The organism is Arthrobacter sp. APC 3897 (genome assembly GCF_030407495.1).
Taxonomy (GTDB): Bacteria; Actinomycetota; Actinomycetes; order Actinomycetales; family Micrococcaceae; genus Arthrobacter_B.
Genome location: NZ_JASDDG010000001.1, coordinates 222354 through 248651, shown reverse-complemented (window position 1 = coordinate 248651; position 26298 = coordinate 222354). Strand labels below are relative to the sequence as shown.

At 64.8% G+C, this 26298-nt stretch carries 23 protein-coding genes and 1 pseudogene; 5 read left to right on the top strand and 19 right to left on the bottom strand.

Going from position 1 to position 26298, the window contains the following annotated elements; translation table 11 throughout:
- Positions 1–814, bottom strand: a pseudogene (locus QMA10_RS01060) (S9 family peptidase); the annotation flags it as partial.
- Positions 815–910: 96 nt separating this feature from the next.
- Between QMA10_RS01060 and QMA10_RS01055 the strand changes: the two are divergent.
- The 4 genes from QMA10_RS01055 to QMA10_RS01040 all read left to right on the top strand — a co-directional run bounded on the left by QMA10_RS01055 (position 911) and on the right by QMA10_RS01040 (position 4223).
- Positions 911–1756, top strand: coding sequence for a putative RNA methyltransferase (locus tag QMA10_RS01055; protein ID WP_290165286.1), 846 nt, complete (start codon positions 911–913; stop codon positions 1754–1756).
- Positions 1757–1929: 173 nt separating this feature from the next.
- Positions 1930–2454, top strand: coding sequence for an NfeD family protein (locus QMA10_RS01050; protein ID WP_290165284.1), 525 nt, complete (start codon positions 1930–1932; stop codon positions 2452–2454).
- A gap of 88 nt (positions 2455–2542) precedes the next feature.
- Positions 2543–3583, top strand: a complete 1041-nt coding sequence (locus QMA10_RS01045) for an SPFH domain-containing protein (protein ID WP_290165283.1) — start codon at positions 2543–2545, stop codon at positions 3581–3583.
- Between the two features lie 286 nt (positions 3584–3869).
- Complete coding sequence (locus tag QMA10_RS01040) at positions 3870–4223, top strand: RNA polymerase-binding protein RbpA (RefSeq protein ID WP_290165282.1); 354 nt, start codon at positions 3870–3872, stop codon at positions 4221–4223.
- An 84-nt stretch (positions 4224–4307) separates the two neighbouring features.
- Here the strand turns inward: QMA10_RS01040 and QMA10_RS01035 are convergent, their stop codons facing one another.
- From QMA10_RS01035 to QMA10_RS00950, 18 genes are all read right to left on the bottom strand, one after another.
- Positions 4308–5036: a polyprenol monophosphomannose synthase gene (locus QMA10_RS01035; protein ID WP_290165281.1), complete on the bottom strand. Its 729-nt coding sequence runs from the start codon at positions 5034–5036 to the stop codon at positions 4308–4310.
- A gap of 449 nt (positions 5037–5485) precedes the next feature.
- The gene (locus QMA10_RS01030) at positions 5486–7129 is read right to left on the bottom strand and encodes an amidohydrolase (protein WP_290165279.1); all 1644 of its coding nucleotides are present in this window, start codon (positions 7127–7129) and stop codon (positions 5486–5488) included.
- Between the two features lie 106 nt (positions 7130–7235).
- Complete coding sequence (locus QMA10_RS01025; RefSeq protein WP_290165276.1) at positions 7236–10091, bottom strand: DEAD/DEAH box helicase; 2856 nt, start codon at positions 10089–10091, stop codon at positions 7236–7238.
- A gap of 96 nt (positions 10092–10187) precedes the next feature.
- Positions 10188–11015, bottom strand: a complete 828-nt coding sequence (gene tatC, locus QMA10_RS01020) for a twin-arginine translocase subunit TatC (protein WP_290165275.1) — start codon at positions 11013–11015, stop codon at positions 10188–10190.
- 5 nt (positions 11016–11020) lie between these two features.
- Entirely contained in the window at positions 11021–11335 is a 315-nt protein-coding gene (gene tatA, locus QMA10_RS01015; protein ID WP_290165274.1) for a Sec-independent protein translocase subunit TatA, read from the bottom strand.
- A gap of 32 nt (positions 11336–11367) precedes the next feature.
- Positions 11368–11706, bottom strand: coding sequence for a hypothetical protein (locus QMA10_RS01010; RefSeq protein WP_290165271.1), 339 nt, complete (start codon positions 11704–11706; stop codon positions 11368–11370).
- Between the two features lie 62 nt (positions 11707–11768).
- Positions 11769–13802, bottom strand: coding sequence for a WYL domain-containing protein (locus QMA10_RS01005; RefSeq protein ID WP_290165269.1), 2034 nt, complete (start codon positions 13800–13802; stop codon positions 11769–11771).
- A gap of 131 nt (positions 13803–13933) precedes the next feature.
- On the bottom strand, positions 13934–14329 hold the full coding sequence (locus tag QMA10_RS01000) for an FKBP-type peptidyl-prolyl cis-trans isomerase (RefSeq protein ID WP_227889790.1): 396 nt from the start codon (positions 14327–14329) through the stop codon (positions 13934–13936).
- Positions 14330–14382: 53 nt separating this feature from the next.
- Positions 14383–15360: an FKBP-type peptidyl-prolyl cis-trans isomerase gene (locus tag QMA10_RS00995; protein ID WP_290165263.1), complete on the bottom strand. Its 978-nt coding sequence runs from the start codon at positions 15358–15360 to the stop codon at positions 14383–14385.
- A gap of 162 nt (positions 15361–15522) precedes the next feature.
- Positions 15523–16884 (bottom strand): Pup--protein ligase, encoded by a 1362-nt coding sequence (gene pafA / locus QMA10_RS00990; RefSeq protein ID WP_290165261.1) that lies wholly within the window; start codon positions 16882–16884, stop codon positions 15523–15525.
- Positions 16884–17678: a proteasome subunit alpha gene (prcA, locus tag QMA10_RS00985; RefSeq protein WP_290165260.1), complete on the bottom strand. Its 795-nt coding sequence runs from the start codon at positions 17676–17678 to the stop codon at positions 16884–16886. Before prcA ends, pafA begins: the two co-directional genes overlap by 1 nt.
- A 2-nt stretch (positions 17679–17680) precedes the next feature.
- Positions 17681–18505: a proteasome subunit beta gene (gene prcB / locus QMA10_RS00980; RefSeq protein WP_290165258.1), complete on the bottom strand. Its 825-nt coding sequence runs from the start codon at positions 18503–18505 to the stop codon at positions 17681–17683.
- Positions 18506–18508: 3 nt separating this feature from the next.
- Positions 18509–18712 carry a ubiquitin-like protein Pup gene (locus tag QMA10_RS00975; RefSeq protein WP_290165256.1) on the bottom strand — a complete coding sequence of 68 codons (204 nt, stop codon included), beginning with the start codon at positions 18710–18712 and terminating at the stop codon, positions 18509–18511.
- 72 nt (positions 18713–18784) lie between these two features.
- Positions 18785–20395: a depupylase/deamidase Dop gene (dop, locus tag QMA10_RS00970; RefSeq protein WP_290165254.1), complete on the bottom strand. Its 1611-nt coding sequence runs from the start codon at positions 20393–20395 to the stop codon at positions 18785–18787.
- Positions 20392–22056 (bottom strand): proteasome ATPase, encoded by a 1665-nt coding sequence (arc, locus tag QMA10_RS00965; protein ID WP_290165313.1) that lies wholly within the window; start codon positions 22054–22056, stop codon positions 20392–20394. Before arc ends, dop begins: the two co-directional genes overlap by 4 nt.
- A gap of 224 nt (positions 22057–22280) precedes the next feature.
- Entirely contained in the window at positions 22281–23348 is a 1068-nt protein-coding gene (locus QMA10_RS00960; protein ID WP_290165252.1) for a tRNA (adenine-N1)-methyltransferase, read from the bottom strand.
- Between the two features lie 54 nt (positions 23349–23402).
- The gene (locus tag QMA10_RS00955; RefSeq protein ID WP_290165249.1) at positions 23403–24581 is read right to left on the bottom strand and encodes a site-2 protease family protein; all 1179 of its coding nucleotides are present in this window, start codon (positions 24579–24581) and stop codon (positions 23403–23405) included.
- Positions 24578–25306 (bottom strand): HAD family phosphatase, encoded by a 729-nt coding sequence (locus QMA10_RS00950; RefSeq protein ID WP_290165247.1) that lies wholly within the window; start codon positions 25304–25306, stop codon positions 24578–24580. Before QMA10_RS00950 ends, QMA10_RS00955 begins: the two co-directional genes overlap by 4 nt.
- 129 nt (positions 25307–25435) lie before the next feature.
- Here QMA10_RS00950 and QMA10_RS00945 point away from each other — a divergent pair, with 129 nt between their 5' ends.
- Positions 25436–26287 carry a PAC2 family protein gene (locus QMA10_RS00945; RefSeq protein ID WP_290165311.1) on the top strand — a complete coding sequence of 284 codons (852 nt, stop codon included), beginning with the start codon at positions 25436–25438 and terminating at the stop codon, positions 26285–26287.
- The last annotated feature ends 11 nt before the right edge of the window (positions 26288–26298 follow it).

The window sequence follows — 26298 nt, the reverse complement described above, 5'->3', positions numbered from 1 at the left end:
AGGCCCCACCGCCCGTATTGGTGAGGCGTTCCGGTGTTCCGGCAGAAAGATCGCCGGACAGTTCGCCGGACAGTTCGAGGGCGTAGACGTCGGAGACCAGGTCCTCATCGGCTGTGTCGTGCAGCGAAGCGGTAAACAGGATGCGCTTGCCGTCGGCGGAAAAAACGGGTGCGGAGGCATCGGCGTCAGCCTGCGTCAGCTGCCGGGCGACGGGGAACCGTCCCGTTTCGGCCTTGTCTGCCAGGGTTTCCTTCATCCGTCCCGCCGGCTCGATCCACGGCTCGGCATCCAGTGCCGGCAGGTCGAGCAGGAACACCTGCACCCGTTTGTCGGCGGTGTAACCGGCAGCGTTCGCCCGGTATTTGTAGCTGCTGATCAGGCGCGGGTCCTCCGCGCCTGCGCCGACGCCGTCGACCGTTCCGTATCTGCCGTGGGCGGGAACCCTTGAAGAGAACACCACCTGTGCGGAATTCGGCGAGAACCGGAACCAGCTCACGCCCATCTTGGTGTCGGTGAGCTGTACGGGCTCGCCGCCTCCGGCGGGCATCGCGAAGAGCTGCGGCTTGCTGCCGGGGGCCGAACGCAGGAAAGCCAGCGTTTCCCCGTCGGGTGAGAACTGCGGCCGGGTGTCGGAAAAACCGCGGGTGAGGCGTCGCGGGGTAGCGCCGTCGCCCAGGGGAACGGACCAGAGTTGGCCTACATAGGCATCGGCAGCGAAATCGGGCCTGGTGGCAGACACCACGGCATGTGTGCCGTTTGGATGAATGGCAGGGGCAGAGACGGAGGTCAGGAGATCCAGATCACAAGGTTTCACGCGCTTGAGCCTACTACCGATGCCGGACCGGACCGCGGAACTGTGACTGCGGAACCGTGACTGCTGCACCCCGCGGGCCGCACCTAAGATAGAAGGATGCCTTTAACGCCTTCCCTGCTGCTGTGCCCGGTCTGCCGCGGGCCGCTGTCTTCCGTCGAGGCGGACCGGGGGCGCAGCCTCACCTGTCCCGGGGGGCACCGCTATGACGCTGCACGCCAGGGATACTTCAACCTGCTGACGGGCAGCGGCACCAAATTCGCAGCCGATACAGCAGAGATGGTGCAGGCGCGGGTGGATTTCCTTTCATCCGGCCATTACCAGCCCATGGCTCAGGAAGTTGCCCGGCTGGTTGCGGGCGCAGTTCCGGACGCACGGTCAGTCCTCGATGCCGGCGCCGGCACGGGCTATTACCTCGGCGCTGTAACCCGGTCCCTTCCGGGCACGGCGGCAGTGGCGCTGGACATCTCCAAGTTCGCGCTGCGCCGGGCCGCCCGGGCACTGCCTGCAGCCACCTGCCTTGTCTGGGACGTATGGCGCCCGCTTCCGCTGGCCGACGCGTCGGTGGACGCGGTGGTGAATGTGTTCGCTCCGCGCAATGTTCCGGAGTTCCGCCGCGTCCTGAGCACAAACGGGATCCTAATGGTCGTCACGCCGCAGCCCGAACATCTGCAGGAGATCCGCAGTCTGGCGGGGATGCTGGACATCGGCGGGGAGAAGGAGAACCGGGTAGCAGCAGCGGTGAAGGACCACTTCCGTGCGGAGCAGACCAGCCACTGCGAATACTCCATGAACCTCAGTGCTGCGGATATTCGCAACGTGGCCCTGATGGGACCCTCTGCCCGGCACCTGGACCGGGACCTGCTCGGGAACACTCTGGCGAAAATACCGGAATCCATCCCGGTGACCGCTTCCTTCTCCCTGCAGCTGTTCCGCGCCGCCTGACACCCCCGTGCTGCGGCACTATGATGGCTAGCACGGAAAGCGGCACCCAAACGTTATACCCGTCATACGGTGTCCACCGGACATAATCCGGCCGTATCGGGCACAATGGGCAGCACCGCCCGTACACTCCAACCGCCGCTGCACCGCATTCGGCGGAGCCGAAGGGGACTGACATGCAGGACGTATACCAATGGATGCTCGATTACGGCTGGGCGGTTTGGCTGGTACTTTTCCTGGCCCTGGCCGCCATTGAAACGCTGACGCTGGACCTGTTCTTCGCGATGCTGTCAGTGGGCGCCCTCGCTGCCATGCTGGCAGCGGTCTTCGGTGCACCGCTCTTCCTGCAGGTGGTGGTTTTCTGCATTGTGGCGCTGCTGATGATCGTTCTTGTCCGGCCCATAGCGCTGAAACACCTGGAGCGCGGGCCCAAGGATCGGCGCTCCAACATTGACCGGCTCATCGGCGAGCCTGCGGTGGCCCTGGAAGCCGTGTCCGGCTCCGCAGGAACGGTCAAGATCGGCGGCGACATCTGGACTGCCCGCACTCCGGACGGTTCCAGCCTCAACGCCGGCGCGCCGGCGCTTGTGACCCGTATTGACGGGGCCACCGCCGTCGTTGTGGCCGCTCCCGGCGGGGCGCACGCCACCGAGACCAGTACCAGCGGGGAACCAACCGAGGATCCCGGGGTTCAGCGGTAAGGCACAGACACCAAGATTCCGGCGGCGGGGACCGCCGACACAAAACCAGGCCCGTCCGAACGGGCGGGCCAAAACCTGAAGGGGGAATATGAGTTCCGGAGCAACCGGCCTCATCATCATTCTGGCTGTCCTGATAATTTTTGTCCTGGTCATCCTGGTGAAATCGGTCAAGATCATTCCGCAGGCCCGCGCCGGCGTCGTTGAGCGGCTGGGAAAGTACCAGCGGACGCTGTCCCCGGGCCTGACCATCCTCATTCCTTTCGTGGACCGGCTGCTCCCGCTGCTGGACCTCCGCGAGCAGGTCGTTTCCTTCCCGCCGCAGCAGGTCATCACTGAAGACAGCCTGGTGGTTTCCATTGACACCGTCGTCTACTTCCAGGTGACCGATCCGCGTGCGGCCACCTACGAGATCGCCAACTACATCCACGCTGTTGAGCAGCTCACCACCACCACCCTGCGCAACGTCGTCGGCGGGTTGAACCTTGAAGAGGCACTGACCTCGCGCGACCGCATCAACGGCCAGCTTCGCGGCGTCCTGGACGAGGCGACCGGCCGCTGGGGCATCCGGGTTTCCCGCGTCGAGCTCAAGGCCATTGAACCGCCCCTGTCGATCCAGGACTCCATGGAAAAGCAGATGCGGGCCGAGCGTGAACGCCGCGCCACCATCCTGACGGCCGAAGGCACCAAGCAGGCACAGATCCTGAACGCGGAAGGGCGCCGGCAGGCAGCCATCCTTGCCGCCGAAGGTGATGCCAAAGCGGATATCCTGCGCGCCGACGGTGAATCCCAGGCCATCGCCAAGGTCTTCGAAGCCATCCACAAGGGGAACCCGGACCAGAAGCTTCTGGCCTACCAATACCTGCAGACCCTGCCGAAGCTGGCCGAGGGAACCTCGAACAAGATGTGGATCATTCCCAGCGAGCTCGGCGAAGCGCTCAAGGGCGTCGGAAGCGCATTGGGCAATTACGTGCCCGACAGTTTCTCGGCCAATGGAACCTCCAACGGGTCTTCCAACGGCACCGGCCACAGCACTGCGGGCGAGGACACGGCGGCTCCCAAACCGGCGCCGGCCGGAGCAGCTTCGCCGGCTGCGCCCACCCTGGCCGACTCCCCCGACGCCGCTGTCTAGCCTGACGGTTACGGCAAAGCGCCGGCGCCCGGTATAATTGGTTGTTTGCCGGGGTCATCCCTTTGGCCCGCCCCTGGAGACATCAACGGATAACGTGCCGGAACATTCCGCGCGTCATCCGCGTTGACTCCAGTGGGCCGCCTTCGGGACGGCACAGCGGCTCGAACGCTCCGAACGCGTCCAAGCCGGCGTGCGGCACAAACTTTTGACGGTACCGGGGCGGAACGGTACCACCAGCACTACAGACGGATCCCCCGGGATCCTTCGGACTGAAGAGGGAGAAAAGATGAGCGATCGCAGCCTGCGGGGTATGCGCCTTGGCGCGCAGAGCATGGAGACTGAATCCGGCGTAGAGCCGGCTCCCCGCCAGCGGGTGGAATACCGCTGCGAGGACGGCGAACGGGTATTCGTGACGTTCGCCGCCGAGGCCGACGTTCCTCCGGTCTGGGTATCCAAGACCGGCAAGGAAGCCCTCCTGGTTGACGGCGAGAAGCCGGACAACAGCAATGACAAGCCGGTACGCACCCACTGGGACATGCTGCTGGAGCGGCGCAGCATCGAGGAACTGGAAACAATCCTCCAGGACCGTCTGAACATCCTTCGGGAGCGCCGCGGAGAGCGCACCACTGCCTCGAAGTAAAACGTGATCCGCTGAGCGTACCTGTGCAAGAAGGGAGGGCGGTTGCCGTACGGCAACCGCCCTCCCTTCTTGCTGCGGGCGTTCCTAGCCGCGGTGCGTCAGCTTCTTCCAGCGGGCGCCCAAACCCCACTTCGTGACGTTGGCGATGGCTTCAAAGACGATGTTTCCGCTCATCTTGGAAGCACCGAACTCGCGCTCCACGAATGTGATCGGAACCTCCTGGATCCGAAGTCCCAGCCGGGCAACACGGAAGGTCATGTCCACCTGGAAGCCGTAGCCCACCGACTCCACGGCGCTGAGGTCCAGCTTCTGAAGCGTGCTTCGGCGGAAGGCCCGGAAACCTGCCGTGATGTCACGGACTCCGATTCCGAGCATGAGGCGCGAATACGTGCTTCCGCCGCGGGACAGGATCTTGCGGTGCAGGGGCCAGTTGACCACGGAGCCGCCAGGAACCCAGCGTGAACCGATCACCAGGTCGGCACCGTTTTCCGCGGCAGCCAGCAGCAGCGGCAGCTGCTCGGGCTTGTGGGATCCGTCAGCGTCCATCTCAACGAGGATGTCGTAGTCCCGCTCCAGGCCCCACCGAAAGCCGGCAATGTACGCGGCGCCGAGCCCTTCCTTGCCCCTGCGGTGCAGCACGTGCACCTGCGGGTCCTTGGCGGCAATCTCATCCGCGTAGGCTCCGGTGCCGTCGGGGCTGTTATCGTCCGCGATCAGCACATCCGAATCCGGCACCGCCAGCCGCAGCCGCTGAAGCGTCTTGGGAAGCGATTCGATTTCGTTGTAGGTCGGGATGATGGTCAGGACGCGCACTCAGATTGCCTTTCATTGGGGACAGGCCGAGGAGAACACGGCCACTGGGGTTCTTACCCCGACAAGACTTCCCAGTATATGGTCCGCGGGTGCCCCACTCTTGCACGTGCCGGTGCAGTGCCGGTCACACCCGCTGTTCGGTGCACGCAGAGGGGCAGTGTCATCCGCCTTCGGGCCAGAGCCGGCCGGGGCCGGAACTGTTTTCTACTGACGGTTGAAACTGCCCCTCATACGCACTCAGTACCTGTAATGCTCAACGTACCTGTAGTGCCCAACACTTCGCGCGCATCGATGTGCGCGCACGACGGGCTCAGTTTCCCGTGGACCCGCCGCGATTCCCCTAGCCTACGTGTTGTCACGAATGTGTCAACAAGCCCCTCACTAGGGCATTTACTCGTTAGTGCAGGTCACGCGGGCGAGCCGCCGGGCTGTTTTGCGGGAAGTGGATCCTAGAACCCTACTGACCGGTACAGTTCTGTGCCGTTGTGCACGGTCAGCAGGCAGCGCGGCTGGTGCGCAGTGTCCAGCGCCGGGAGCAGCGGGGTTCCCGCCCGGGGATCAGTGCTCCACGCCGCTCCCTTGCCTTCAGGAGTCTGGACCATCAGCTCTTCAACCTCCCACACGGCATAGGAGGCAGGAGAACCCGGTGCCAGCTGGCCCAGCATGAAGTTCCCCGACCCTGCCGCCCGCCATCCCGCCCGGGTGTGGCCGATGAACGCGGCACGCGAGGAAATGCGTTCCGCCGGGTTGGAGTGGAAAACTGCAGCCCGGACAGCAGACCACGGATCCAGCGGCATCACGGGACCGTCGGAACCCAGGGCAACCATGACGCCGGCGGAAAGCAGGGAGGCAAACCGGTTCATGGAGCGGCTGCGCTCCCCCAGGCGCTGCTCATAAAGTCCGCCGCTGCTGCCCCAGGCAGCGTCGAAGCCCGGCTGCATGCTGGCAATGACGCCGTAGCGGACCATCTCGGCAACAGCCGCATCATCGGCCATCTCCACATGCTCCAGCCGGTGGTGGGACGCACGGATCGATTCCTCGCCCACTGCTTCCGCGGCGATGCGGAGTCCGGAGAGGACCGTGTCCAAACCGGCGTCCCCGATGACATGGAATCCGCCCTGCAGGCCCGCCCGGGTTGCCAGCTCCAAATGGCGTCCGGCCTGCTCGGCGGTCAGGTACAGCGTGCCGCTGGTATCGGGGGCGTCCGTGTAGGGCGTCCTCAGGGCTGCTGTCCGGGCGCCGATGGAGCCGTCCATGTTCAGGTCCCCGGCAAGCCCGCGCAGCCTGCCTTCGAACGGTGCCGTAACCTCGGCCAGCTCTGCCTCGGACTGAACGAGCTGCCCCCAGTAGGGCAGCACCTCGGGAAGCGGGTCAGCCCCGAGAGAGCCCTCCAACCCCACCAGCTGGCGCAGATCCTCGACCGGAGAAATGTGCGGGGCTGCCATTTCGGTGACAGCGATGATGCCCTGCGAGGCGGCATGCTTGAGCGCGGCCTGCTGGTAGCGGGAGCGCTGAGCGAGATCCAGGGAGCGGGACGCGGTCCGTGCCAGGGTGTGCGCTGCACGCACCACGAAGCCGTTGTCCCATCCGTCGTAAGCCGCGAGGTTCAGTGCGGCTGCAAGGGTTCCGGATACCACGGCACAGTGCACGTCCGTGCGGGCAAGGTAAACGGGGCGGGACCCCGAAGCCGCATCAAGTTCGGCGGCGGTGGGGACCCTGCGTTCGGGCCAGGATGACTCGTCCCAGCCGTAACCTGCGATCAGTCCGTCGGTACGGGCGGCCGCTTGGGCCACCAGGTCCAAAAGCTCGGTGAGCGATGCCGCGTTCGTCAGGTCAAGCGAGGAGAGCGCTGCACCGGTTTCCGTAATGTGTGCGTGTGCGTCCACGAAGCCGGGCGTAATGAGCGCCCCGCCCAGGTCAACCACGTCCATGCGGCTGTCCTGCAGCGAGGCGGCAGCCTGCTCGGATCCAACCCAGGCGACGGTGTCACCCTCCACCAGCATTGCTGTGGCAAACGGATCCGCGGCGCTGTAGACGGATCCGTTGCGGTACAACGTCAGCTTCGAACTGCTGGGGGCGGGATTGGCGTTCAAGGACTTACCTGTTTCTGTAGTGCTGGACTGTTTCTGCCGCGCGCCGGTAACGGACGCGGTTGTTGAGGGTTGCCCGCCGGAAGGCAGGTTGGCTGGAGCAGCGGGATTACTCGCTGACGGCCGAATAGGCGACCACGCCGCGGCGAATCAGCCCGATGGCGTCAATGCAGCGGCGGCGCAGGCCTGCGGGCAGGTCCGGCACCTTGGCCATTTGGTCGAGCAGGTCGATCACCTGTTTGGTCCACCGGACAAAGTCTCCGGCTGCCAGTTCGGTGCCGTTCAGGGCCAGCTGAAGGTGCTTCCCCTTGGCCCACTTGTACATCGGCCACACCAGGCCGAGGTCGGGCTCCCCTGTTTGGGGCAGCCGTTCCGACTCCTCCAGGTCGGTCAGCCGGGACCATTGGCGCACTATGACGTCCATGGCAACCTCGAGGGAAATGCTGGGCAGCTTGGGACGCACTCCCCGCTCTTCGCGCTTGGCCTGGTAGACCAGTGCGGTGGCCAGCGCTGCCAGCTCGGCGGCGTCGACGTCGTTGAACGCGCCGTTCTGCAGCGAGAGAGCTATAAGCAGATCCTTTTCGCCGTAGATGCGGCGCAGCTTCTGTCCGTTGGGAGTCACCACCACGCGTCCGGTTTCGTCCGGGGCCACGTATCCGTACCGGCCCAGCACATCGCACACCCGGTCAAAGGTCTTGGCAATGGTGTTGGTACGGCCGCGGATCTGGCCCGCCAGATTGTCCGTTTCGCGGCGCAGTTTCCACCAGCGTTCGGCCCAGCGTGCGTGGTTTTCCCGGTCGCTGCAGCCGTGGCAGGGGTGAGCCCGCATTTTTCGGCGCAGTTCGGTGATGGCCTGTTCCTGCCGGTTGGCGCCCCCCACGTGGAGGGCTCCGCCGCGCCTGGTCGAAGCACGCGGCGGACGGTGTTCATGCAGGGCGTTGCGCATTGATGACGCCAGATCCCGCCGGTCCTTCGTCACCCGTGAGTTGAAGGATTTGGGAATCCGGATGTGCGACACGGTTTCCACAGCGCCGTCCAGTTCCTGCGCGGTGATTCGCCGGACCTGCTTGTCCTCGGTCAGGACCGTGGTCCGCGCCTCGCGGCCTGCTGAGAATTCCTGCGGCAGGACCACGGCGTAGCCGGAATTCCGGCCGCCCGGAATCAGTATGACGTCACCCGGCACCAGCCCGTCCAGGGATGCCGCCACGGCGGAGCGGCGGTCCCTGGCGCGCGTCTTTGAGGCCTGTGCCTCGAGGTCGGACAGCTCCCGGCGCAGGGCTGCGTATTCCGTGAAGTCACCCAAATGGCAGGTCATGGCCTTTTCGTAGCCGGACAGGGATTCCTCCCGGGACCGGACCTGCTTGGCCAGCCCCACCACTGAGCGGTCAGCCTGGAACTGGGCAAAGGAGGATTCCAGGATTTCCCGGGACCGTTCGCGCCCGAACTGAGCCATCAGGTTGATGCTCATGTTGTAGGTGGGGCGGAAACTGGAGTTCAGCGGATAGGTCCGCCGGGAGGCCAGGCCCGCAACGGCAGCGGGGTCTGTGCCGGGCTGCCACAGCACCACGGCGTGGCCTTCGACGTCGATGCCGCGGCGGCCGGCGCGTCCCGTGAGCTGGGTGTACTCCCCGGCAGTGATGTCCACGTGGGCTTCGCCGTTGAACTTGTCCAGCTTCTCCAGGACAACTGTGCGGGCCGGCATGTTGATGCCAAGGGCAAGGGTTTCAGTGGCAAAGACCGCCCGGACGAGTCCTGCGGTAAACAGCCGTTCCACCACCTCCTTGAAGGTGGGAAGCATACCCGCGTGATGGGCGGCAAAGCCCCGGATCAGTCCTTCCCGCCAGGTCCAGAAGCCCAGGACTTCCAAGTCATCCTCGGGGATGTCCTGGCTGGCTTCATCCACGAGGCGCGCAATGGCGGCGCGTTCCGGCTCATTGGTCAGCCACAGGCCGGAGTCCACGCACTGCCGCACCGCTGCTTCGCACCCGTTGCGGGAAAAGATGAAGGTGATGGCCGGAAGCAGTCCGCGCTTGTCCAGCTGGGAAATCACCGCGGGACGGGAAGCCTTAGGAATCCTGCTGATGGGCGGGCCGGAATGACCGCGCCGGGACGCGTCGCGGTGGCCGTTGCGTGAGGAACCGCGCGAGCCGCCCCAGTGTCCACCGTGGCCGCGCTGGTTGATCCGGGATTCGGCGCGGGCAAGCTCCAGCAGTTCGGGGTTCACCCGGTAGCGTTCCTGGACGCCGGCGGGCTGCTCGGGTTCCGCAGCCTCGTCGAAGGAAACATCTGCTTCGAAGAGGTCCATGATGTCCCGGCCCACCATGACATGCTGCCACAGGGGTATGGGGCGGTGTTCGGAGACCACGACGTCGGTGTCCCCCCGGACAGTATCCAGCCAGGCGCCGAATTCTTCGGCGTTAGAGACGGTGGCGCTGAGGGAGACCAGCTGCACGTCGGAGCGCAGGTGGATGATGACTTCCTCCCAGACTGCGCCGCGGAACCTGTCAGCGAGGTAATGGACCTCGTCCATCACCACATAGCCCAGCTCGTCCAGCGTTGAGGAATTGGAGTAGAGCATGTTGCGCAGGACTTCAGTGGTCATCACGACGACGTCGGCGTCCGGATTGATGCTGGTGTCCCCGGTGAGCAGTCCCACACGCTCAGATCCGTAGGAGGCGCAGAGCTCGAGGTATTTCTGGTTGCTCAGGGCCTTGATGGGGGTGGTGTAGAACGCCTTGAGCCCGCGCTCAAGGGCCATGTAAACAGCGAACTCCCCCACCACGGTTTTTCCGGCGCCGGTGGGCGCAGCCACCAGAACGCCGCGGCCGGACTCAACGGACCGGCAGGCCTCTGACTGGAACGGATCAAGGTCAAAACCAAGCTGCTGCTCGAAGACTGCCAGGTGGGTCTTGGAGTGCTCGGCACGTTCTTTCGCGGCCAGGTACCGCTCCGACGGGGAAGTCATGTTTCAAGACTAGACTCTGCACGGCCGCCGCGGTGCCAAAGGGCTCCTGCTCCGCCTTGGGCTGAAACGCGGCGTGCCGTGCCCGGCCGGTGCGGGCTAGAGGTTCTCCAGCGGTGTTGCGGTGTCGGCGGAGGCGCTGACGGCGGCCTCGCGGGCGGCGTTCCGTTTCGCCCGGCGCCTGTCATTGATGAGGCAGATGCCCACGGCCAGGCCGAAGAGCAGCAGAAGCGGTGCAGCCATGTAGAACATCGTGAGGGCGTCGCCGCCCGGAGCCGCCATGGCAGCGAAGACGCAGATCAGGAAGATGGTGATCCGCCAGTATTTGACGATGAGCTTGCCGGGCAGGATGCCGGTCATGTTCAGTCCCACCAGCACTACGGGGATGAGGAATGCAATGCCAAAGGCCAGCAGGAGCCTGAGCACAAAAGCCAGGTAGACACTGGCCGTGATCACGTTGGCACTGCCCTCGGGAGTGAATCCGGTGAGCACGTCGATGGCACTGGGCAGGAGGATCCAGGCCAGCGCCACGCCGCCCAGGAACAACGGCACGGACGCAGCCATGAAGCCCAGCGCCATGCGGCGTTCCTTGGTCTTCAGGCCCGGAGTAATGAATGCCCAGAGCTGGTAGAGCCACACCGGGCAGGACATGAGCAGCCCCAGAAAGACCGAGACCTGGATCATCTGGTCGAACGGGGTCGCCACGCCCTCGAAGTTGATGGTGGCAAACCGTCCGTCCTGGTTCCCCACGTCGAGGACCGGCCGGGTCAGCGCATTGAAGGCGGGCATATACAGGAAGAAGCCTGCCACGGTGCCCAGTACAACAGCTATGCCTGACTTGAACAGGCGGTTTCGTGCCTCCCGCAGATGGTCCTTGAGGGCCATCCGCCCTTCCGGGTTGGCTTTGCGACCTTTGGTCAGCGCCACGGCCGTTACAGGCTGGTGGGCGGATTACCCGCGGGGCGCTGCTCGGTTCCCGGGTTGGCAGGAGCGCCGGGGGCTGCCGGAGGAACCGGGCCGCCGGCTGCCCCGGTGGCTGAGGGATTGTTGACGATACGTCCCTCCACCGGGTCGCCCGCCGCGGGGTCGGAGGACGGATTTTCGTCCTTCATCTGCCGGACCTCGGACTTGAAGATGCGCAGCGACTGTCCCACGCTGCGGGCCAGGCCGGGAAGCTTGGGTGCACCGAAGAGCAGGAGTGCCAAAATGACGAGAATTACTATGTGCCAGCCTTGAATGCCGTTCATGCCGGTGTCCTTTCGTTTTGAGACAGTTTACGTCAGAGGTCTGGGAAGTCCCGCAGGGCGCGGGGCTGGCCGTTGGCGAGGCGCCGGGCTACCCGGTGCTCCCGCCGCCGGGCCTTGCGCGCCTCTTTACCTTCTTCGTAGCGGGCTTTGGCGCGGGTGGGGTCATCGAAGATTCCGAGCTCCTGCTCGGAAGTTCCTGTAAGGGGCACCGCCGCTGCCGGCACTGACAGTCCCAGCCGCGACACAGCACCTTCCGCTTCACGCAGCGTAGCCATCAGTTTGCGGAAAATCCGCCAGCCAACCAGGCCGTAAAACGCTGCAGCGGCGACAATGAGCGCCGCCCATATCAAAATCCAGGACCACCAAGGCATAGTTCCAGCATAGTGGGGGAAACCCCAACCCCCGGCATTCCCGGCCTCACGGTGCTCACGGGCTACTTGTCCGGCAGGTCCGGACCGTAATTCTCCAGAGCTTCCCGCAGCCAGTCTCCGGTTTCACTGCGCAGTTCCGGGGGTGCGGCAACAGCTGCGCTGCCTCCCTGGCGGGCAATGAAGCCCGGTATCCACCGGGTGTTGCCCACCCGCAGTTCCACAGCGCTGCGACCCCGTGACAGGTCGGCGCGCCGGACGGCATCGTAGGCGCTTTCCACCCAAGCCGCGGAAGGGTCGGTGATCAGGGTTACCAGAGTGTCTTCGGCCCCCGGGCGGAAGAGACCTGCCGGAAAAACCGCATCCGCGGCGGGACCCTGCCAGGAGGCCGGGCCGCTGTCCGTGACGCGGTGGATCCGGTCCACCCGGAAGTTCCGCACGCCCTCCGAACGGTGGCACCATGCCTCCAGGTACCAAAGATCATTCACAGAGAAGAGCCGGCGGGGATCCACAGTGCGGTCTGTTAGTTCGTCCCGGCTGGGAACGAGATACCGCATGTCCAGCTGCCGGTGGCCGGTGATGGCCTGCTGCAGGGTCTCCAGGACCGCTGCGTTGGCGGTGGGCTCGGCCAGCCGCGCGGCCACCGCAGTGCCTGCCCGTGCGGATTCCCCCGCTGCTTCGCTGAGTTTTTCCAGGGCGCTGGCCAGCGCCGGAGTGTCGCCAACCCCCGGCAGGGCCGCCAGCGTGTCCAGACCCACCATCAGTGCTGCGGCTTCGTCCATTCCCAGCCGGACCGGTTCGGACAGATCATCGGCGTTGTCGATGAAAATCTGTCCATTCTCGAAATTCACGTCCATGAGGCCGTTGGGATAGTGGCGCGGACCGCTCACGAAGAGAAGGTTCAGGTCCGCGGCGAGCTGGGCCGGACTCACGCCGAAGCGCCGGGCTGTCTCCTCGAGGTCGGCGCCCTGGTTTCCCAGGACATAAGGCACCAGATCCAGCAGGCGGGTGAGATGGCTCTGCGCGGCCGTGGAACTGGCTGCCGGCGCAGGTGCACGCCGGCCCAGGGTGAACGCCGTTACGGGCCTGGTCTGCGCCTCCAGTGCCTGGCCCAGGAGCTCGGTTACAGCAGAACGGAATTCAGGCGGGTGGACGGCAACGGCCCGGGCCCCCAGAGCCGCTGTGTCGGCTGCCAGCGCGTCCAGGTCCGGGACCGTCAGCATCAGCTCTTCCCAGCCGGGCTGCTCCGCGGGCGCGGCTTCCGCCCCGGGCCGCAGCCGCAGTTCCGCCGCTGTGCCCTCCCGAACCCGGACCATGGCTGTCACCGGGGCAAAGACCGTATCCAATGAGGCAAGGGACACATCAATGCTGAAGCTCTCAGGAACCTCATAACTGCCTTCGCCGAGCGTCACGGGGGCGCTCATGCGGGACAGCCGGAAGAACCGCTCGGCCTTGCGGTCCACGTCCCATCCCACGACATACCAGTGGCCAAACCGGCTGCCCATCCCCCACGGCTGGAGATGGCGTACGGTGCTGCGCCGTCGGACGGGCTTTGCCGGGGCTGCGCCGGAACCGCGGATGCGGTCCGCCGGGCGGTAGCCAAACGATAGCGGTGTACGGGTGACTGTGGCTTTCCAGACCGTCTCAAAATGGGGGTCATTGGTGCGGATCCGGGGCTGCAGCACGCTGGCGGAAGCATCTTCGGCTTCCACGCCGCGGGCCTGGAGCTTGCGCAGCGCCCGTGCCGCCGCTGAACCCAGGGAAGCCTGTTCCCACATGCCGGCGGCCAGGGCCAGGACCGCAGATTCCTCAGGGGTGAAACGCACTCCGGGCAGACGGTACTGATCGGCGCGGATACGGTACCGGCGGACGGAATTGTCCTGGTCGTAGAGTATTTCCTCGCTGTAGGACTCCACCGGAATACCCTGTTCGCGCAGGAAGGCCTTGTCCCGGTCGAAGAGTTTTTCACGGGCAGCGGTGGACGGCGCTTCGCTGTACAGCTCAATCTCTTCGAAGAGTTCGTGTTTCGTGAAACCCCGGCGGGTGGACAGCAGGGCAATCACGAGATTAAGGAGGCGTTCGGTTCTGTTGGCGGACACGGAAGCCAATCTACCGCGCCCGTCCGGGCTGCGCGGACCTTGTCGGGTTCCGGGAGCAGGTGTCCGGGGACCAAAAAGGCGGGCCGGCAGCTGCAGTGCAGCTGCCGGCCCGCCCCGGGACGGGTTCCGGATTAGCGGACGCCCAGCAGGTCAACCACGAAGATCAGTGACTCTCCGGGTGCAACGGCCGAACCTGCGCCGCGGTCTCCGTATGCCATGGACGCGGGGATTTCCAGCCGGCGCCGGCCGCCGACCTTCATGCCCAGCAGGCCCTGGTCCCAGCCCTGAATGACCTGGCCAACGCCCACCTTGAAGTCCAGGGGGGTGCCGCGGTTCCACGAGGCATCGAATTCCTCACCGGTGGAGAAGGCAACTCCCACGTAGTGGGTGGAGACAGTGTCCCCGGCCTTGGCCTCGCGGCCGTCGCCCACCACGATGTCCTCGATCAGGAGCTCAGTGGGTGCTTCGTGGTCCGGAAAATCGATTTCCGGCTTCTGGCGGTCGTATTCACGCTTTCCAAATGACATGGTGCTCCTCGCTGCGGCGGTTTCCCGCGTTGATGCTGTGTTCAGCTCTAACGCTACTTGACTTCCTCGATGTCCACGACAAACACCAGCGGGCCGGACGGACCGCGCTGTGCGGGATCGCCGTAGGCGAGTTCGGTCGGGATGACCAGCAGTACCTTCGCGCCGGCCTTCTGGCCGGACAGTCCGTAGGTCCAGCCGGAGATAACACCGTCCAGCGGGAACTCCACAGCCTCGCCCTGCTCATAGCTGGAGTCAAAGGTTTCGCCGTCCCGCAGGCCTACGCCGAGGTAGTTCGCCTTGACGGTGCTGGTCTCGGTCAGGGCAGCGCCTTCGCCTTCCTCGAGCACCTTCACGACGAGCTTTTCAGGTTCAACAGCGTCCTCGGGGATCTCCACAGCGGGAACCCCGTCTTCACCGAAGGTCGCCTTGGGGAGCTTGCCGTCCTTTTCGAGGGCAGCAACTTCATCCTGGCCCATCAGCAGGGTGCCGTCGGCGTTGCGGGCGGCTGCTTCATCCTTCTCCAGCACCGGCACGGTGTCCTGGGCGCTCAGCACGCTGAGCACCATAACCTGGGTGGGCTGCTCCTGTCCCTCCTGTGCGCCGCTGGCCTGGGCCTGGGCTTCGGGGAAGGCGTAGGCAATCTGCGAGCCAACCTTGGCTCCGAGCAAAACCTCGTACAGAACCGGGTCCTGCTCCTTCAGCATGTCGTTGACAGGCAGCGTGGATGCGGCCTGCGAGTAGGTGTCCCCCGCCACACTGGCATCGTTGGCGTTCAGGGCCACAAACTTGAACGTGATGCTCTGGCCGTCGGCTACTTCTTCGCCGTCGCCCGTGTAGACAACCTTCGCGGCGCTTTCGGTGATGTCCAGCGGAGCGTCGAACTCCACTTCCGGCTTGGTCTCAGCATCCTCGACCTTGACCTTCACGGAGTCAAAGACTCCCTCCTGGCCTGCGGACTTGCCCTCTTCCTCTGTGCCGCAGGCAGACAGGAAGAGCAGGGCGGACAAACTTACGGCTAGTACTTTTCGCACACTACTTCTTTCAGTGGTGGACAGATGGGGCCCGCGATTCCCGGCGGAACCGGGTTTTGGGCGCGGACAGTCGAGATAAGCCTAGCGTTTCTCCCTGAGCACTACCTTGGAGCCGTCCGGTGCGGACGGCTCCAAGGTAGTGCTCAACGGAAAGCCCGGCCGTCAGAGCGTGGCCAGAAGCGACTCCACCCGTTCATCCACCGCAGCGAACGGGTCCTTGCACAGGACTGTCTGCTGCGCCCGGTCATTGAGCTTCAAGTGCACCCAGTCAACGGTGAAGTCACGGTTGGCTGCCTTGGCCCGGCGGACAAAATCACCGCGGAGCTTGGCGCGGGTACTTTGGGGCGGGATATCCACCGCTTCCTTGATGTCACTGTCCTCAACCACCCGTGCTGTTTCCCCTCGGGACTGAAGCAAATAGAAGAGGCCGCGCCGCCGGGAAATGTCATGGTAGGTCAGGTCCAGCTGTGCGAGCCGCGAAGAGTTCAGTTCCAGCGAGTCGCGCTCCGCGTACCGGTCCACAAGTTTCTTCTTGATGGCCCAGTCAATTTCAGTGTCAATGCCCGAGGTGTCCTGCGCCTCGATGGCATCCAGGGTCCGTTCCCACAGGTCAAGCACCCGGGGGACGTGGCGGTTGTGGGCCCCGTTGGCGGCCACAAAGTCCTGTGCCTTGGCCAGGAAAACGCGCTGCAGCTCGAGGGCGGTCATGGTGGACCCGTTAGCGAGCTTCAGCGGCATTGAGCCGGTCAGGTCATGGGATATCTCCCGGATGCTGCGGATGGGATTCTCCAGCCGCAAATCGCGCATCACCGTTCCGGCTTCGATGACGCGCAGCATCAGGTCCACGGAACCAACCTTCAGCAGGGTGGTGGTCTCGGACATGTTGGAGTCCCCCGCGATGACGTGCAGCCGGCGGTAGTGCTCGGCGTCGGCGTGCGGCTCGTCGCGGGTGTTGATGATGGGTCGGGACCGGGTGGTTGCGGAGGACACACCCTCCCAGATGTGGTCCGCGCGCTGGGAGAAGGCGTACAGGGAGCCGGACTGCGTCTTAAGTACTTTGCCCGCGCCGACCAGCAGCTGCCGGGTGACCAGAAACGGAATGAGGATGTCCGCCAGGCGGGAGAATTCCAGCCGGCGCGGGATCAGGTAGTTCTCGTGGCTTCCGTAGGAGTTTCCCGCAGAGTCGGTGTTGTTCTTGAACAAATAGACGCTGCCGTTGAACCCCTCGGCCCGCAGCCGGTCTTCTGCCTCGTCGACAAGGTCATCCAGGATCAGTTCACCGGCGCGGTCATGCGCCACGAGCTGGGCCAGGTCATCGCATTCGGCGGTGGCGTACTCCGGGTGGGATCCGACATCGAGGTAGAGCCTGGAGCCGTTGGTCAGGAAGACGTTGGAGGAGCGTCCCCAGCTGACGACCTTCCGAAACAGGTAGCGTGCCACCTCCTCGGGCGAGAGCGGACGGGAGTCGGGGTCCGAGTAGGCAATCCCAAACTCGGTTTCAATCCCAAAGATCCTGCGGTCCATCAGTCTCCCTCCGGGCCGGACAGCAAACGGTCCAGCTCTACGGTGTTGATTCTCCGGAATGCCCGCACCGTACCCCGTGAAGACAGTGGATTCCGATCCAGGACCGCTACTTCCAGCAGCCCCGCCCCGAGCCGTTCCGCGGCAGATCCCGCGCCGTCGGCAGCATTGCCGGGGTTGCCGTAACCGGAGGAGCCGTTGGCGGTACCCGACGGCTCCGCGGGCGCGCGGGTAGCGGAGAGGGCACCAACGGCCGTGCGGATGGCGTCGGGGAAGCCTGTGTCCTGGTTCCAGGACCGGGCCAGCGCTTCGTTAACGACGTCCGCCTGGCCGCCCATGACCACATAGTTGCTTTCATCGGCAATCGAACCGTCGAATGTGAGGCGGTACAAATGGTCCTGATACGGTTCGGAGCCCACTTCGGCCACGGCCAGTTCCACTTCGAACGGCTTTCCCTCCGTCGTGAAGACGGATCCGAGGCTCTGCGCATAGACGCTGGCCAGCCCGCGGGCAGAAACGTCTTCGCGGGAGTAGGAGTAGCCGCGTACATCGGCGTAGCGGACGCCGGCCTGGCGCAGGCTCTCAAACTCGTTGTACTTGCCCACTGCGGCGAAACCTATCCGGTCATAGATCTCCCCGAGTTTATGCAGCGACGGCGAGGGATTCTCGGCAACCAGCGCGATGCCGTCGCGGCAGGTCAGCACCACTACCGAGCGTCCCCTGGCGATGCCTTTGCGGGCGAAATCCGCCCGGTCCTTCATCAGCTGCTCGGGAGAAACATAGAACTGCTGTGTCATGGTCAGCCCTCCAATCCTGCTGCGGACCGGCGGTTAACCAGTTCCTGGGCCATCATGTGCAGTTCCCGCTCCGGGATTTCCCTGGCACCGGCGCTGTTGACCACATAGACCACAGGCCACAGCTGCCGTACCAGGTCCGGGCCGCCGGTGGCGGAGTCGTCGTCGGCCGCGTCGTAGAGGGATTCCACTGCCACGGCTACCGCGCTCTCCTCATCCAGCCCCGGTTTCCAAAGCTTTTTGAGCGCTCCGCGAGCAAAGACCGATCCCGAGCCCACGCTGTGGTGTTCGTACTCCTCGTAGCGTCCGCCCGTGACGTCGTAGGAGAAGAGCCGGCCGAGGTGGCGTTCGGTGTCATAGCCGGCAAACAGCGGCACCACCGCAAGCCCCTGGAGTGCCAGCGGGAGGTTGGAGCGCACCATGGCCGCGAGCCGGTTGGACTTGCCGTCCAGGCTCATGGGCGTCCCTTCGATTTTGTCGTAGTGCTCCAGCTCAACCTGGAACAGGCGGATCATGTCGATGGCCAGTCCGGCTGTTCCGGCAATGCCGACCACTGAGTAGTTATCAGCCGGGAAGACCTTCTTGATGTGGCGGCTGGCAATCATGTTCCCCATGGTTGCCCGCCGGTCACCGGCCATCAGCACCCCGCCGGCATAGGTGAGGGCCACTATGGTGGTGGCCTGCGGCGCCGCCGCGGACGCGGCTGTGGCAGAAGCCGGCCCCAGCCGCCGCGCTGACGGCAGAAGCTCGGGGTGGTGTCGGGCAAGATGATCGCTGAAGGACGGCGGAGCCGCCCCGTTGACCGCTGACGCGGGGTCCTGATGGGTCATCCGCTACTGTCCGCCCTTCTGGATGAAACCCCGAACAAATTCCTCGGCGTTGTTTTCCAACACGCCGTCAATTTCATCCAGAAGGTCGTCCACGCCTTCGGTCTGCGCTGACGCGCCCGCTTCAGGGCCGGCCTCGGGGAGAGGCGTCTCTTCCACTTCCTCTTCCCCGGTGCGTCCTTCGGTGTTCCTGCGGTCCTGGGCTGCCATGATGCCTGCCTTCCTTGGCCGGAGTCCGGCCCTGTGACGGGTCCTGACCATCGGAACCCCAACTGCTAGTGCCTATGGTGCCACGCTATGTTCCGGGCCGGACAGGAGTCGAGTGACAAAGTCCTCCGCATCCACTGAAGCTTCGAATAATTCACCCGTAAGGGCGCGGGTTCCCTTGAGGGGTTCACGCGTGGGGATGCGCTGCAGGCGGCGGCGTGAGGGGAGCTCAAAGATGATCGAATCCCAGCTTGCCCCGACCACCTGCTCAGGGAAGCGGCTGACGCAGTTGCCGCGGAAATAGGCCCGGGTGTCATCCGGCGGCTCATTGACGGCCCGCGCAATCTCGGCATCCGTCACGATGCGCTCCATGTGGCCGCGGGCGGCGAGCCGGTAGTAGAGCCCCTTTTCCGGACGGATGTCCGAGTACTGCAAATCCACCAGATGCAGCCGGGCATCGGACCAGGCGAGGGAGTCCCGGGTGCGGTATGCCTGGAGCAGTTTAAGTTTCGCCACCCAGTCCACGGAAGCAGCGGCCTCCATGGGATCCCGCTTGAGTGTTCCCACCAGGGATGTCCAGCGGGTCAGGACGTCCTCCGTGTCCGGGTCCGTCCCTGTGCTGCGGCAGTGCCGGGCAGCGGCCTCCAAGTAGATCTCCTGGAGATCAAGGCCGGAGACCTTCCGCCCGTCTTTGAGTTCCACCAGCCGCTGCAGGGTTGGATCATGACTAATGGCCTGCAGCGCCCCCACCGGGTCCCGCAGCTCCACCAGCGGCGCGCTGCCTGCCTCGATCATGGACAGGACAATGGAGGTGGTTCCCACTTTCAGGAGGGTGGATACCTCGCTGAGGTTGGCGTCTCCGATAATGACGTGCAGCCGCCGGTACTTTTCCGCGACGGCATGAGGTTCATCCCGGGTGTTCACAATGGGACGCCGGATGGTGGTTTCCAGGCCCACTTCGGCCTCGAAGAAATCCGCCCGCTGGCTCAGCTGGTAGCCCTGGCGCTGGTTGCTGGTCCCTATCCCCACCCGGCCGGACCCGACGATGACCTGCCGGCTGACAAAGAAGGGCACCAGGCCGCGGACCAGGTCGGTGAACGGAACACTGCGCGGAACCAAGTAGTTCTCGTGGGAGCCGTAGGAGGCCCCCTTGCTGTCAGTGTTGTTCTTGTACAGGTTCACGGGCGAGAACCCGGGAGCGGCCGCAATGTAGCGCACCGCAGCCAGCACGACGGCGTCCCCGGCTTTGTCCCAAAGGACGGCATCCCGCGGGGTGGTGACTTCCGGAGAGGAGTACTCCGGATGCGCGTGGTCAACGTAGAGACGTGCACCGTTGGCCAGAACCATGTTCATCAGCACCGGATTGTCAGTGGTCTGTTCACCGTAGAGGGCGGCCGGCCCGCCGCCCTCCAGGGCAATCTGTTCAGCGTCCAGGACCGGCGGAACATCGGTCAGCTGCGTGGGATCCGCCGCCGTCCGGGGCACCGCGAACCCCCTGGCGTCATTCAGCGGCGCCTCATCCGTGTAATCCCACCGGGTGCCGCCGAAGTTTCCCGCTCCGCTCCGGCGCGACGCTGCATACGCGTTGACGATCTGGCTGGACAGGACGGTGGCGTTGGCCGCGGGCATTCCGGGCGCCAGCACACCGTACTCGGTTTCGGTGCCCGTGACACGGCGCACGCTCACAGATACTGCCCGGGGTTGGCTGCTGTTTCGATGGTGCGTCCGGGTTCCTGGCCGGCTTTACCCTGGATGATGGTGCGGATGTAAGTGATGCGCTCGCCTTTCTTGCCGGAAATACGTGCCCAGTCGTCCGGATTGGTGGTGTTGGGCATGTCCTCGTGCTCGCGGAATTCATCCACCACTGCCCGCATCAGATGGTCAATCCGCAGGCCCCGCTGGTGCAGTGTCAGCAGGTCCTTGATGGCATACTTCTTGGCCCGGTCCACAACGTTTTGGATGACGGCGCCGGAGTTGAAGTCCTTGAAGTAGAGCATCTCGGTGTCACCGTTGGCATAGGTGACTTCCAGGTATTCGTTGGACTTGTCCTCCGCGTACATCTTTTCCACGGTCCGGCGAATCATTTCCCGGACCGTCATCTCCGGGTCGTACCCGTTTTCGGCGAGGTCGTCCCGGTGCAGGGGCAGATCGGGCGTCAGGTACTTGGCGAAAATCTCCGCAGCGCCCTCAGCATCAGGCCGCAGAATCTTGATCTTCACGTCCAGCCGTCCCGGGCGCAGGATGGCAGGATCGATCATGTCCTCCCGGTTGGAGGCGCCGATGACAATGACGTTCTCCAGCTTCTCCACGCCGTCGATCTCCGAGAGCAGCTGGGGAACGATGGTGGTTTCGACGTCGGAGGAGATTCCGGTGCCGCGGGTCCGGAAGAGTGAGTCCATCTCATCGAAGAACACCACCACGGGGCTTCCGCCGGAGGCCTTTTCACGGGCGCGGGCGAAAATGAGCCGGATGTGCCGCTCGGTCTCCCCCACGTACTTGTCCAGCAGCTCCGGACCCTTGATGTTCAGGAAATAACTTCGGGTTCCCAGGGATCCGGTCTGCTCCATCACCCGGGCGGCCAGGGAGTGGGCCACCGCCTTGGCAATCAGGGTTTTGCCGCAGCCGGGAGGGCCGTACAGCAGGATGCCCTTCGGCGCCTTGAGCCCGTGCTCCCGGTACAGGTCCGGGTGCAGGAACGGCAGCTCGACGGCGTCGCGGATCTGTTCAATCTGCGGCCCCAGGCCACCGATGTCCGAGTAGGAGATGTCCGGAACTTCTTCCAGTACAAGGTTCTCCACCTCGCTGCGGGGGATCTTCTCCAGGGCGTAGCCGATCCGGGTATCGACGGTGAGAGCGTCTCCCACCCGAACCCTTTCGGCCATCAGCGGACCGTTGAGGCGCACCACCCGTTCGTCGTCGGCCCGGCCAACGACCAGGCAGCGGTCACTGCCCAGCAGTTCCTTCACTGTGAACAGCTCGCCGCTGCGCTCGAATCCGAGCGATGCAACGGCCACCAGTGATTCGTTCAGGAGCACTTCCTGCCCGGGAACAATCTGTGCCATGTCCAGCAGCGGGCTGACCGAAACGCGAAGCTTGCGTCCGGACTGAATGATGTCCAGACTGTCCTGCACCGCCGCAGTTGTTGTTTTGCCCCTGCTCGCCGGTGCCCGGTGGTTTACGGACAGGACGGTCGCGAAGCTGAAGGGCGTGGCTCCCTCGTTCTCGAGGGCATCCTTCAGCCGGATGATCTCCGCTTTTGCCGTCTCCAGCATCGCCACCAGGCGGGAGTTGTTGTGGGTGAGGGCTGCCAGCTGCCGGTCCACGTTCCGCAGCTTCTCCCGCAGCACGGCTGTCTGCTGGGCGTCGGCTCCGGGGCCGGTTGTTCCGCGAAGGTATCCGCGCGGGTCTTCAGCCCCGGATTCAACGTTGCTATCTGCTCCAGCCATGTTTGCGACCACCTTCACGTTGCGCAGGGACTCTAGCCTTGACGATAACCCAGCAACGAAGGCAAAACACGGGTTGGCACCTCTTGTTTTGCCGGGCCGGCAGTTATCCGCCAACCCGATTGCGGCTAGGGCGTTTCCGGCGTAACGTCCTGATCCGCGTTGTACTTTTCAGCGTTCTCCAGGGCACCGCGCTGCACCTTCGAGCTGGCGTCACGGGCGGCACGGCGCAGCTTGTGCGCCGAGACTTCGCGTTCCCCTACGGCTGCCGGAGTCCAGGCGTTCATGTCCTCTTCGCTGAAGTTGGTCTTGGAAGCGCGCCGCTTGGGTACCAGGCCGGTGGCGCCTTCCGCCAGGCGGCGGGCGGTCAGGAGGAAACCGGTGTGCGCCACCATGCGGTGGTCCGGACGAACGGCCAGGCCTTCCAGGTGCCAGCCGCGAACCATGGATTCCCAGCCGTCGGGCTCGGTGAACCTGCCGTCGGCACGGATTGCCTCGGCGGTGCGGGACAGCTGCGTGACGGTGGCGACGTAGGAGATCCAGACGCCTCCGGGCGCCAGGACGGTGGCTACGGCGTCGGTGCATTCCCACGGAGCCAGCATGTCAAGGACCACCCGGTCCACGCTGCCGGGTTCCTCCGTACGGACAACCTCTTCCTGGAAGTCACCCAGGGTGATGTTCCAGGCGGGGTGCGGTCCGCCGAAGAAGGTTTCCACGTTCCCCCGGGCAATGTCCGCGAACTCTTCGCGGCGTTCAAAGGAATGCAGCGAACCGTGATCTCCCACGGCACGCAGCAGTGAAATGCTCAGGGCTCCGGAGCCCACGCCGGCCTCCACCACGCGGGCACCGGGAAAGATGTCCGCCATGGTGACAATCTGGCCGGCGTCCTTGGGATAAACCACTGCGGCGCCGCGGGGCATCGAGAGGACAAAGTCGGACAGCAGGGGGCGCAGCACCTGGTACTGCTGCCCCGTGGTGTTGGTGACGATGGTGCCTTCGGAATTGCCGATAATGCTGTCATGCGGCAGGAATCCGCGGTGGGTATGGAATGCACCGCCAACAGTCAGGGTGATGGTGCTGTGCCGGCCCTTTTCGTCCGTGAGCTGGACGCGCTCCCCCGGACGCAGCGGCCCCCGGCGGTTGTCGGCGCCATGGGGCGCTGTTGCGGCAGTCTGGCCCGGAGTTTCCGAGTTCATGGGTAACGTTCCTTTGGATCGGGTGTTGCTGGTGTGGAAAGAAGGGGCGGAAATCTACCGCGGGGAGGCCGGCGGACGCTGCCGCCGCCCCGGCCTGGCCGTCATGGCGTCCAGGACAGCAGCCTGGGTCAGTAGCCCGATGACGGAGCCGTCATGATCTATGACGGCGTATTCACTGCCATGAAGTTTAGCGAGGTATTCCACCAGTTCTGAACCGGCGGCGACCACGGGAACATAGGCTCCCGGAGCCAGGGGGCGGGCTGCGGCGTCCACCGGAGTGGCCGCCGCCAGGTTGTCCGGGACCAGCGCGAGTGCTCCGCGGTCGGCGACTGCCCAGGGCTGGCCGGTAACGGCGGTGATCACCAGCGCCGCCTGCGGGTTCGCTGCCAGCAGCGTCCTGGCGCCGGCCACAGTCGAGCCGGTGGGAAGGGAAACAGCAGGGCTCATCAGCGCGCCTGCGCTGACCCCGGGCAGCCGCAGCCGTACGCGCGCGTTTTGGATGCTCGCTCCGGCACCCATCCACAGGAAGGAAGAAATCAGGGCGGTGAGCAGGATCAGCTGCAGGTCAGGGGCTTCTCCGCGCAGGTAGGGCGGAACGACGACGGCGGCAGCCAGCAGGACTGCGATGATGCGTCCGGCGTAGCCGGCGGCTACGGTACCCCGGTCCTGGGACCCGGTGGCTTTCCACACCGCAGACTCCACGATCCGGCCGCCGTCCAGGGGAAGACCGGGCAGGATATTGAAGACGGCCACCAGCAGGTTTGCCCACACGAAGATCTGGGCCAGCAGCGCCGCCACGGGATTCAGCGGCACCGCAAACAGGAGAAGCCAGCCGGCACCGGCCAGCACGAAGTTGGCGGCGGGTCCGGCCAGGGCCACCAGCAGGGACCGGCCGGGCGTTGTCTGCACGCTTCCGAACTGGGTATGCCCGCCCCACAGTGTCAGGACGATCTTTGCGGTTGGCCAGCGGTATTTCCGGGCAAGGAGGGCATGGGCCAGTTCGTGAATGAGAACGGAAACCAGGAGCAGCAGGGCGTATCCCAAAGCAACGCCGTAGGCGCCGGCCCCAAGATACGGAAAGCTGCGCCGGACCAGGGGGCCGAAGAACACCACGATGAAGGCGGCGATAATGAACCAGGAGTAGGCCAGATAGATGGGTACACCGGCGATCCGCCCCAGCGGTATCCCGTTGCGCGCGGGCGCCGGCGTCTCGGCTCCGGGGGTAGTGCTCAACGCGTTGCCCCTGCCGGGGTCGAGGTCACCAGCGATGCCAGATCCGCAGCTGACCGGCCGGCCAGGGTTTCCCATTCATGCCGGTCCCCGGCCGGAGGCAGGGGAAGGAAATGGGGAACACCAAGCGTTACCAGTCCCGCTGCGGTGGCGGAGGTGACTCCCGGAAGGGAGTCCTCAATCGCCACCACACGGTCCTTCACCAGATCCGGGACCAGCCCGCGAAGCCGGTCGAAGGCCAGCTCGTAGGGCTCCGGATGGGGCTTTCCCCGCTGGACCATGTCACCGGTAACCAGGAACTCGAAGGTCCCGGCCGGCAGCTGACGGCAAATCGCATTGGCCAGGACGGGCTCCGACATGGTCACCAGGACGCACGGGACTCCGTTCTCGCGAAGTTCGGCCAGCAGTTCGCGGGCACCGGGACGCCAGGGAATCCGGTTGCTGACGTTCTCCGTCACCTGGGAAATCAGACGGTCGATGATTTCACGCACCGTCAGCGGAACTCCGGCGTTCTGCAGCAGCCCGGCGCCGTAGGTCAAGGCCTGGCCGACCATGGATTCGGCGTCAGAATCCGTCCATGAGCCGCCGTACTCTGCCACGAGATCCTTTTCCGCCTGGATCCAATACGGTTCCGTGTCCACGATCGTGCCGTCCATATCCCACAGCACCGCTTGGAGCGGGGCGTACCGGGGATCAATCTGCAGGTCATGGGGAACAGAAGAAGACATGCATCCCAGTCTAAGGGGCCGGGGCTGACGGGTTTACTTTGCTCTCGGCGAAGGGATGTCTGCGGTCCTGACAACACAGCGTGCCGGACATATGGTGAGTCTGTGAGCAATACCGACGAAACCCCGCCCATAGGCCTCCAGGACTTTTACGGCGGCTCCCAAGAGCGCACCACTGTCATGCTGGCTGCCTTTGAAGGCTGGAACGATGCCGGCGAGGCCGCCAGCGACGCCGTGAAGTTCCTCAGCATGTTTTGGCAAAGCGAGAAGATCGCCAGCCTGAACGCTGATGAGTACTACGATTTCCAGTTCACCCGGCCGGTGATTGAGCGGCTGTCCACCGGCGGGAAACGGATCAAATGGCCAAGCACCCGCATTTCCAAGGCCGAGGTTCCCAACAGCAACCTGGACGTGATCTTTGTTTCCGGTGTTGAGCCGTCCTACAAGTGGCGGGCCTACACCGCCGAGCTGATTGCGCTGGCCAAGGAACTGGACGTTGACTGCATTCTTCTTGCGGGCGCACTGCTGGCCGATGTTCCGCACACCCGCCCGATTCCCGTAACGGTGACCTGCGAAGACAGCGACCTGCAGGAGGAGCTCAAGGTGGAGTCCTCCCACTATGAGGGACCCATCGGGATCGTGGGCGTGCTGGCGGAAATGGCCGGACTGGCCGATATACCTGCTGTCTCCCTGTGGGCGGCAGTGCCCCATTATGTGGGGCACTCCCCTTCACCCAAGGCGCAGCTGTCCCTGCTGCACCGCATTGAGGAGCTGCTCCAGGCTCCCCTGGACACGGCGCTGCTCACGGATGAAGCCGATGCCTGGGAGCGGGGCGTCGACGAACTGGCCACCGAGGATCCTGAAATTGCCGCCTATGTGCGCCAGCTGGAAGAGGCAAAGGACACAGCGGAGCTTCCGGAGGCCAGCGGCGAGTCCATTGCCCGCGAGTTTGAGCGCTACCTCAAACGCCGCCGGCGCGACTAGGAACCCGCCGC

Excerpts from the sequence above, each read along its gene's own strand:
- QMA10_RS01055 (WP_290165286.1), top strand. The coding sequence starts at position 911 with ATGCCTTTAACGCCTTCCCTGCTGCTGTGCCCGGTCTGCCGCGGGCCG.
- QMA10_RS01050 (WP_290165284.1), top strand. The coding sequence starts at position 1,930 with ATGCAGGACGTATACCAATGGATGCTCGATTACGGCTGGGCGGTTTGG.
- QMA10_RS01045 (WP_290165283.1), top strand. The coding sequence starts at position 2,543 with ATGAGTTCCGGAGCAACCGGCCTCATCATCATTCTGGCTGTCCTGATA.
- QMA10_RS01040 (WP_290165282.1), top strand. The coding sequence starts at position 3,870 with ATGAGCGATCGCAGCCTGCGGGGTATGCGCCTTGGCGCGCAGAGCATG.
- QMA10_RS01025 (WP_290165276.1), bottom strand. The coding sequence starts at position 10,091 with ATGACTTCCCCGTCGGAGCGGTACCTGGCCGCGAAAGAACGTGCCGAG.
- tatA (WP_290165274.1), bottom strand. The coding sequence starts at position 11,335 with ATGAACGGCATTCAAGGCTGGCACATAGTAATTCTCGTCATTTTGGCA.
- QMA10_RS01010 (WP_290165271.1), bottom strand. The coding sequence starts at position 11,706 with ATGCCTTGGTGGTCCTGGATTTTGATATGGGCGGCGCTCATTGTCGCC.
- QMA10_RS01000 (WP_227889790.1), bottom strand. The coding sequence starts at position 14,329 with ATGTCATTTGGAAAGCGTGAATACGACCGCCAGAAGCCGGAAATCGAT.
- pafA (WP_290165261.1), bottom strand. The coding sequence starts at position 16,884 with ATGGACCGCAGGATCTTTGGGATTGAAACCGAGTTTGGGATTGCCTAC.
- prcA (WP_290165260.1), bottom strand. The coding sequence starts at position 17,678 with ATGACACAGCAGTTCTATGTTTCTCCCGAGCAGCTGATGAAGGACCGG.
- prcB (WP_290165258.1), bottom strand. The coding sequence starts at position 18,505 with ATGACCCATCAGGACCCCGCGTCAGCGGTCAACGGGGCGGCTCCGCCG.
- QMA10_RS00975 (WP_290165256.1), bottom strand. The coding sequence starts at position 18,712 with ATGGCAGCCCAGGACCGCAGGAACACCGAAGGACGCACCGGGGAAGAG.
- QMA10_RS00960 (WP_290165252.1), bottom strand. The coding sequence starts at position 23,348 with ATGAACTCGGAAACTCCGGGCCAGACTGCCGCAACAGCGCCCCATGGC.
- QMA10_RS00950 (WP_290165247.1), bottom strand. The coding sequence starts at position 25,306 with ATGTCTTCTTCTGTTCCCCATGACCTGCAGATTGATCCCCGGTACGCC.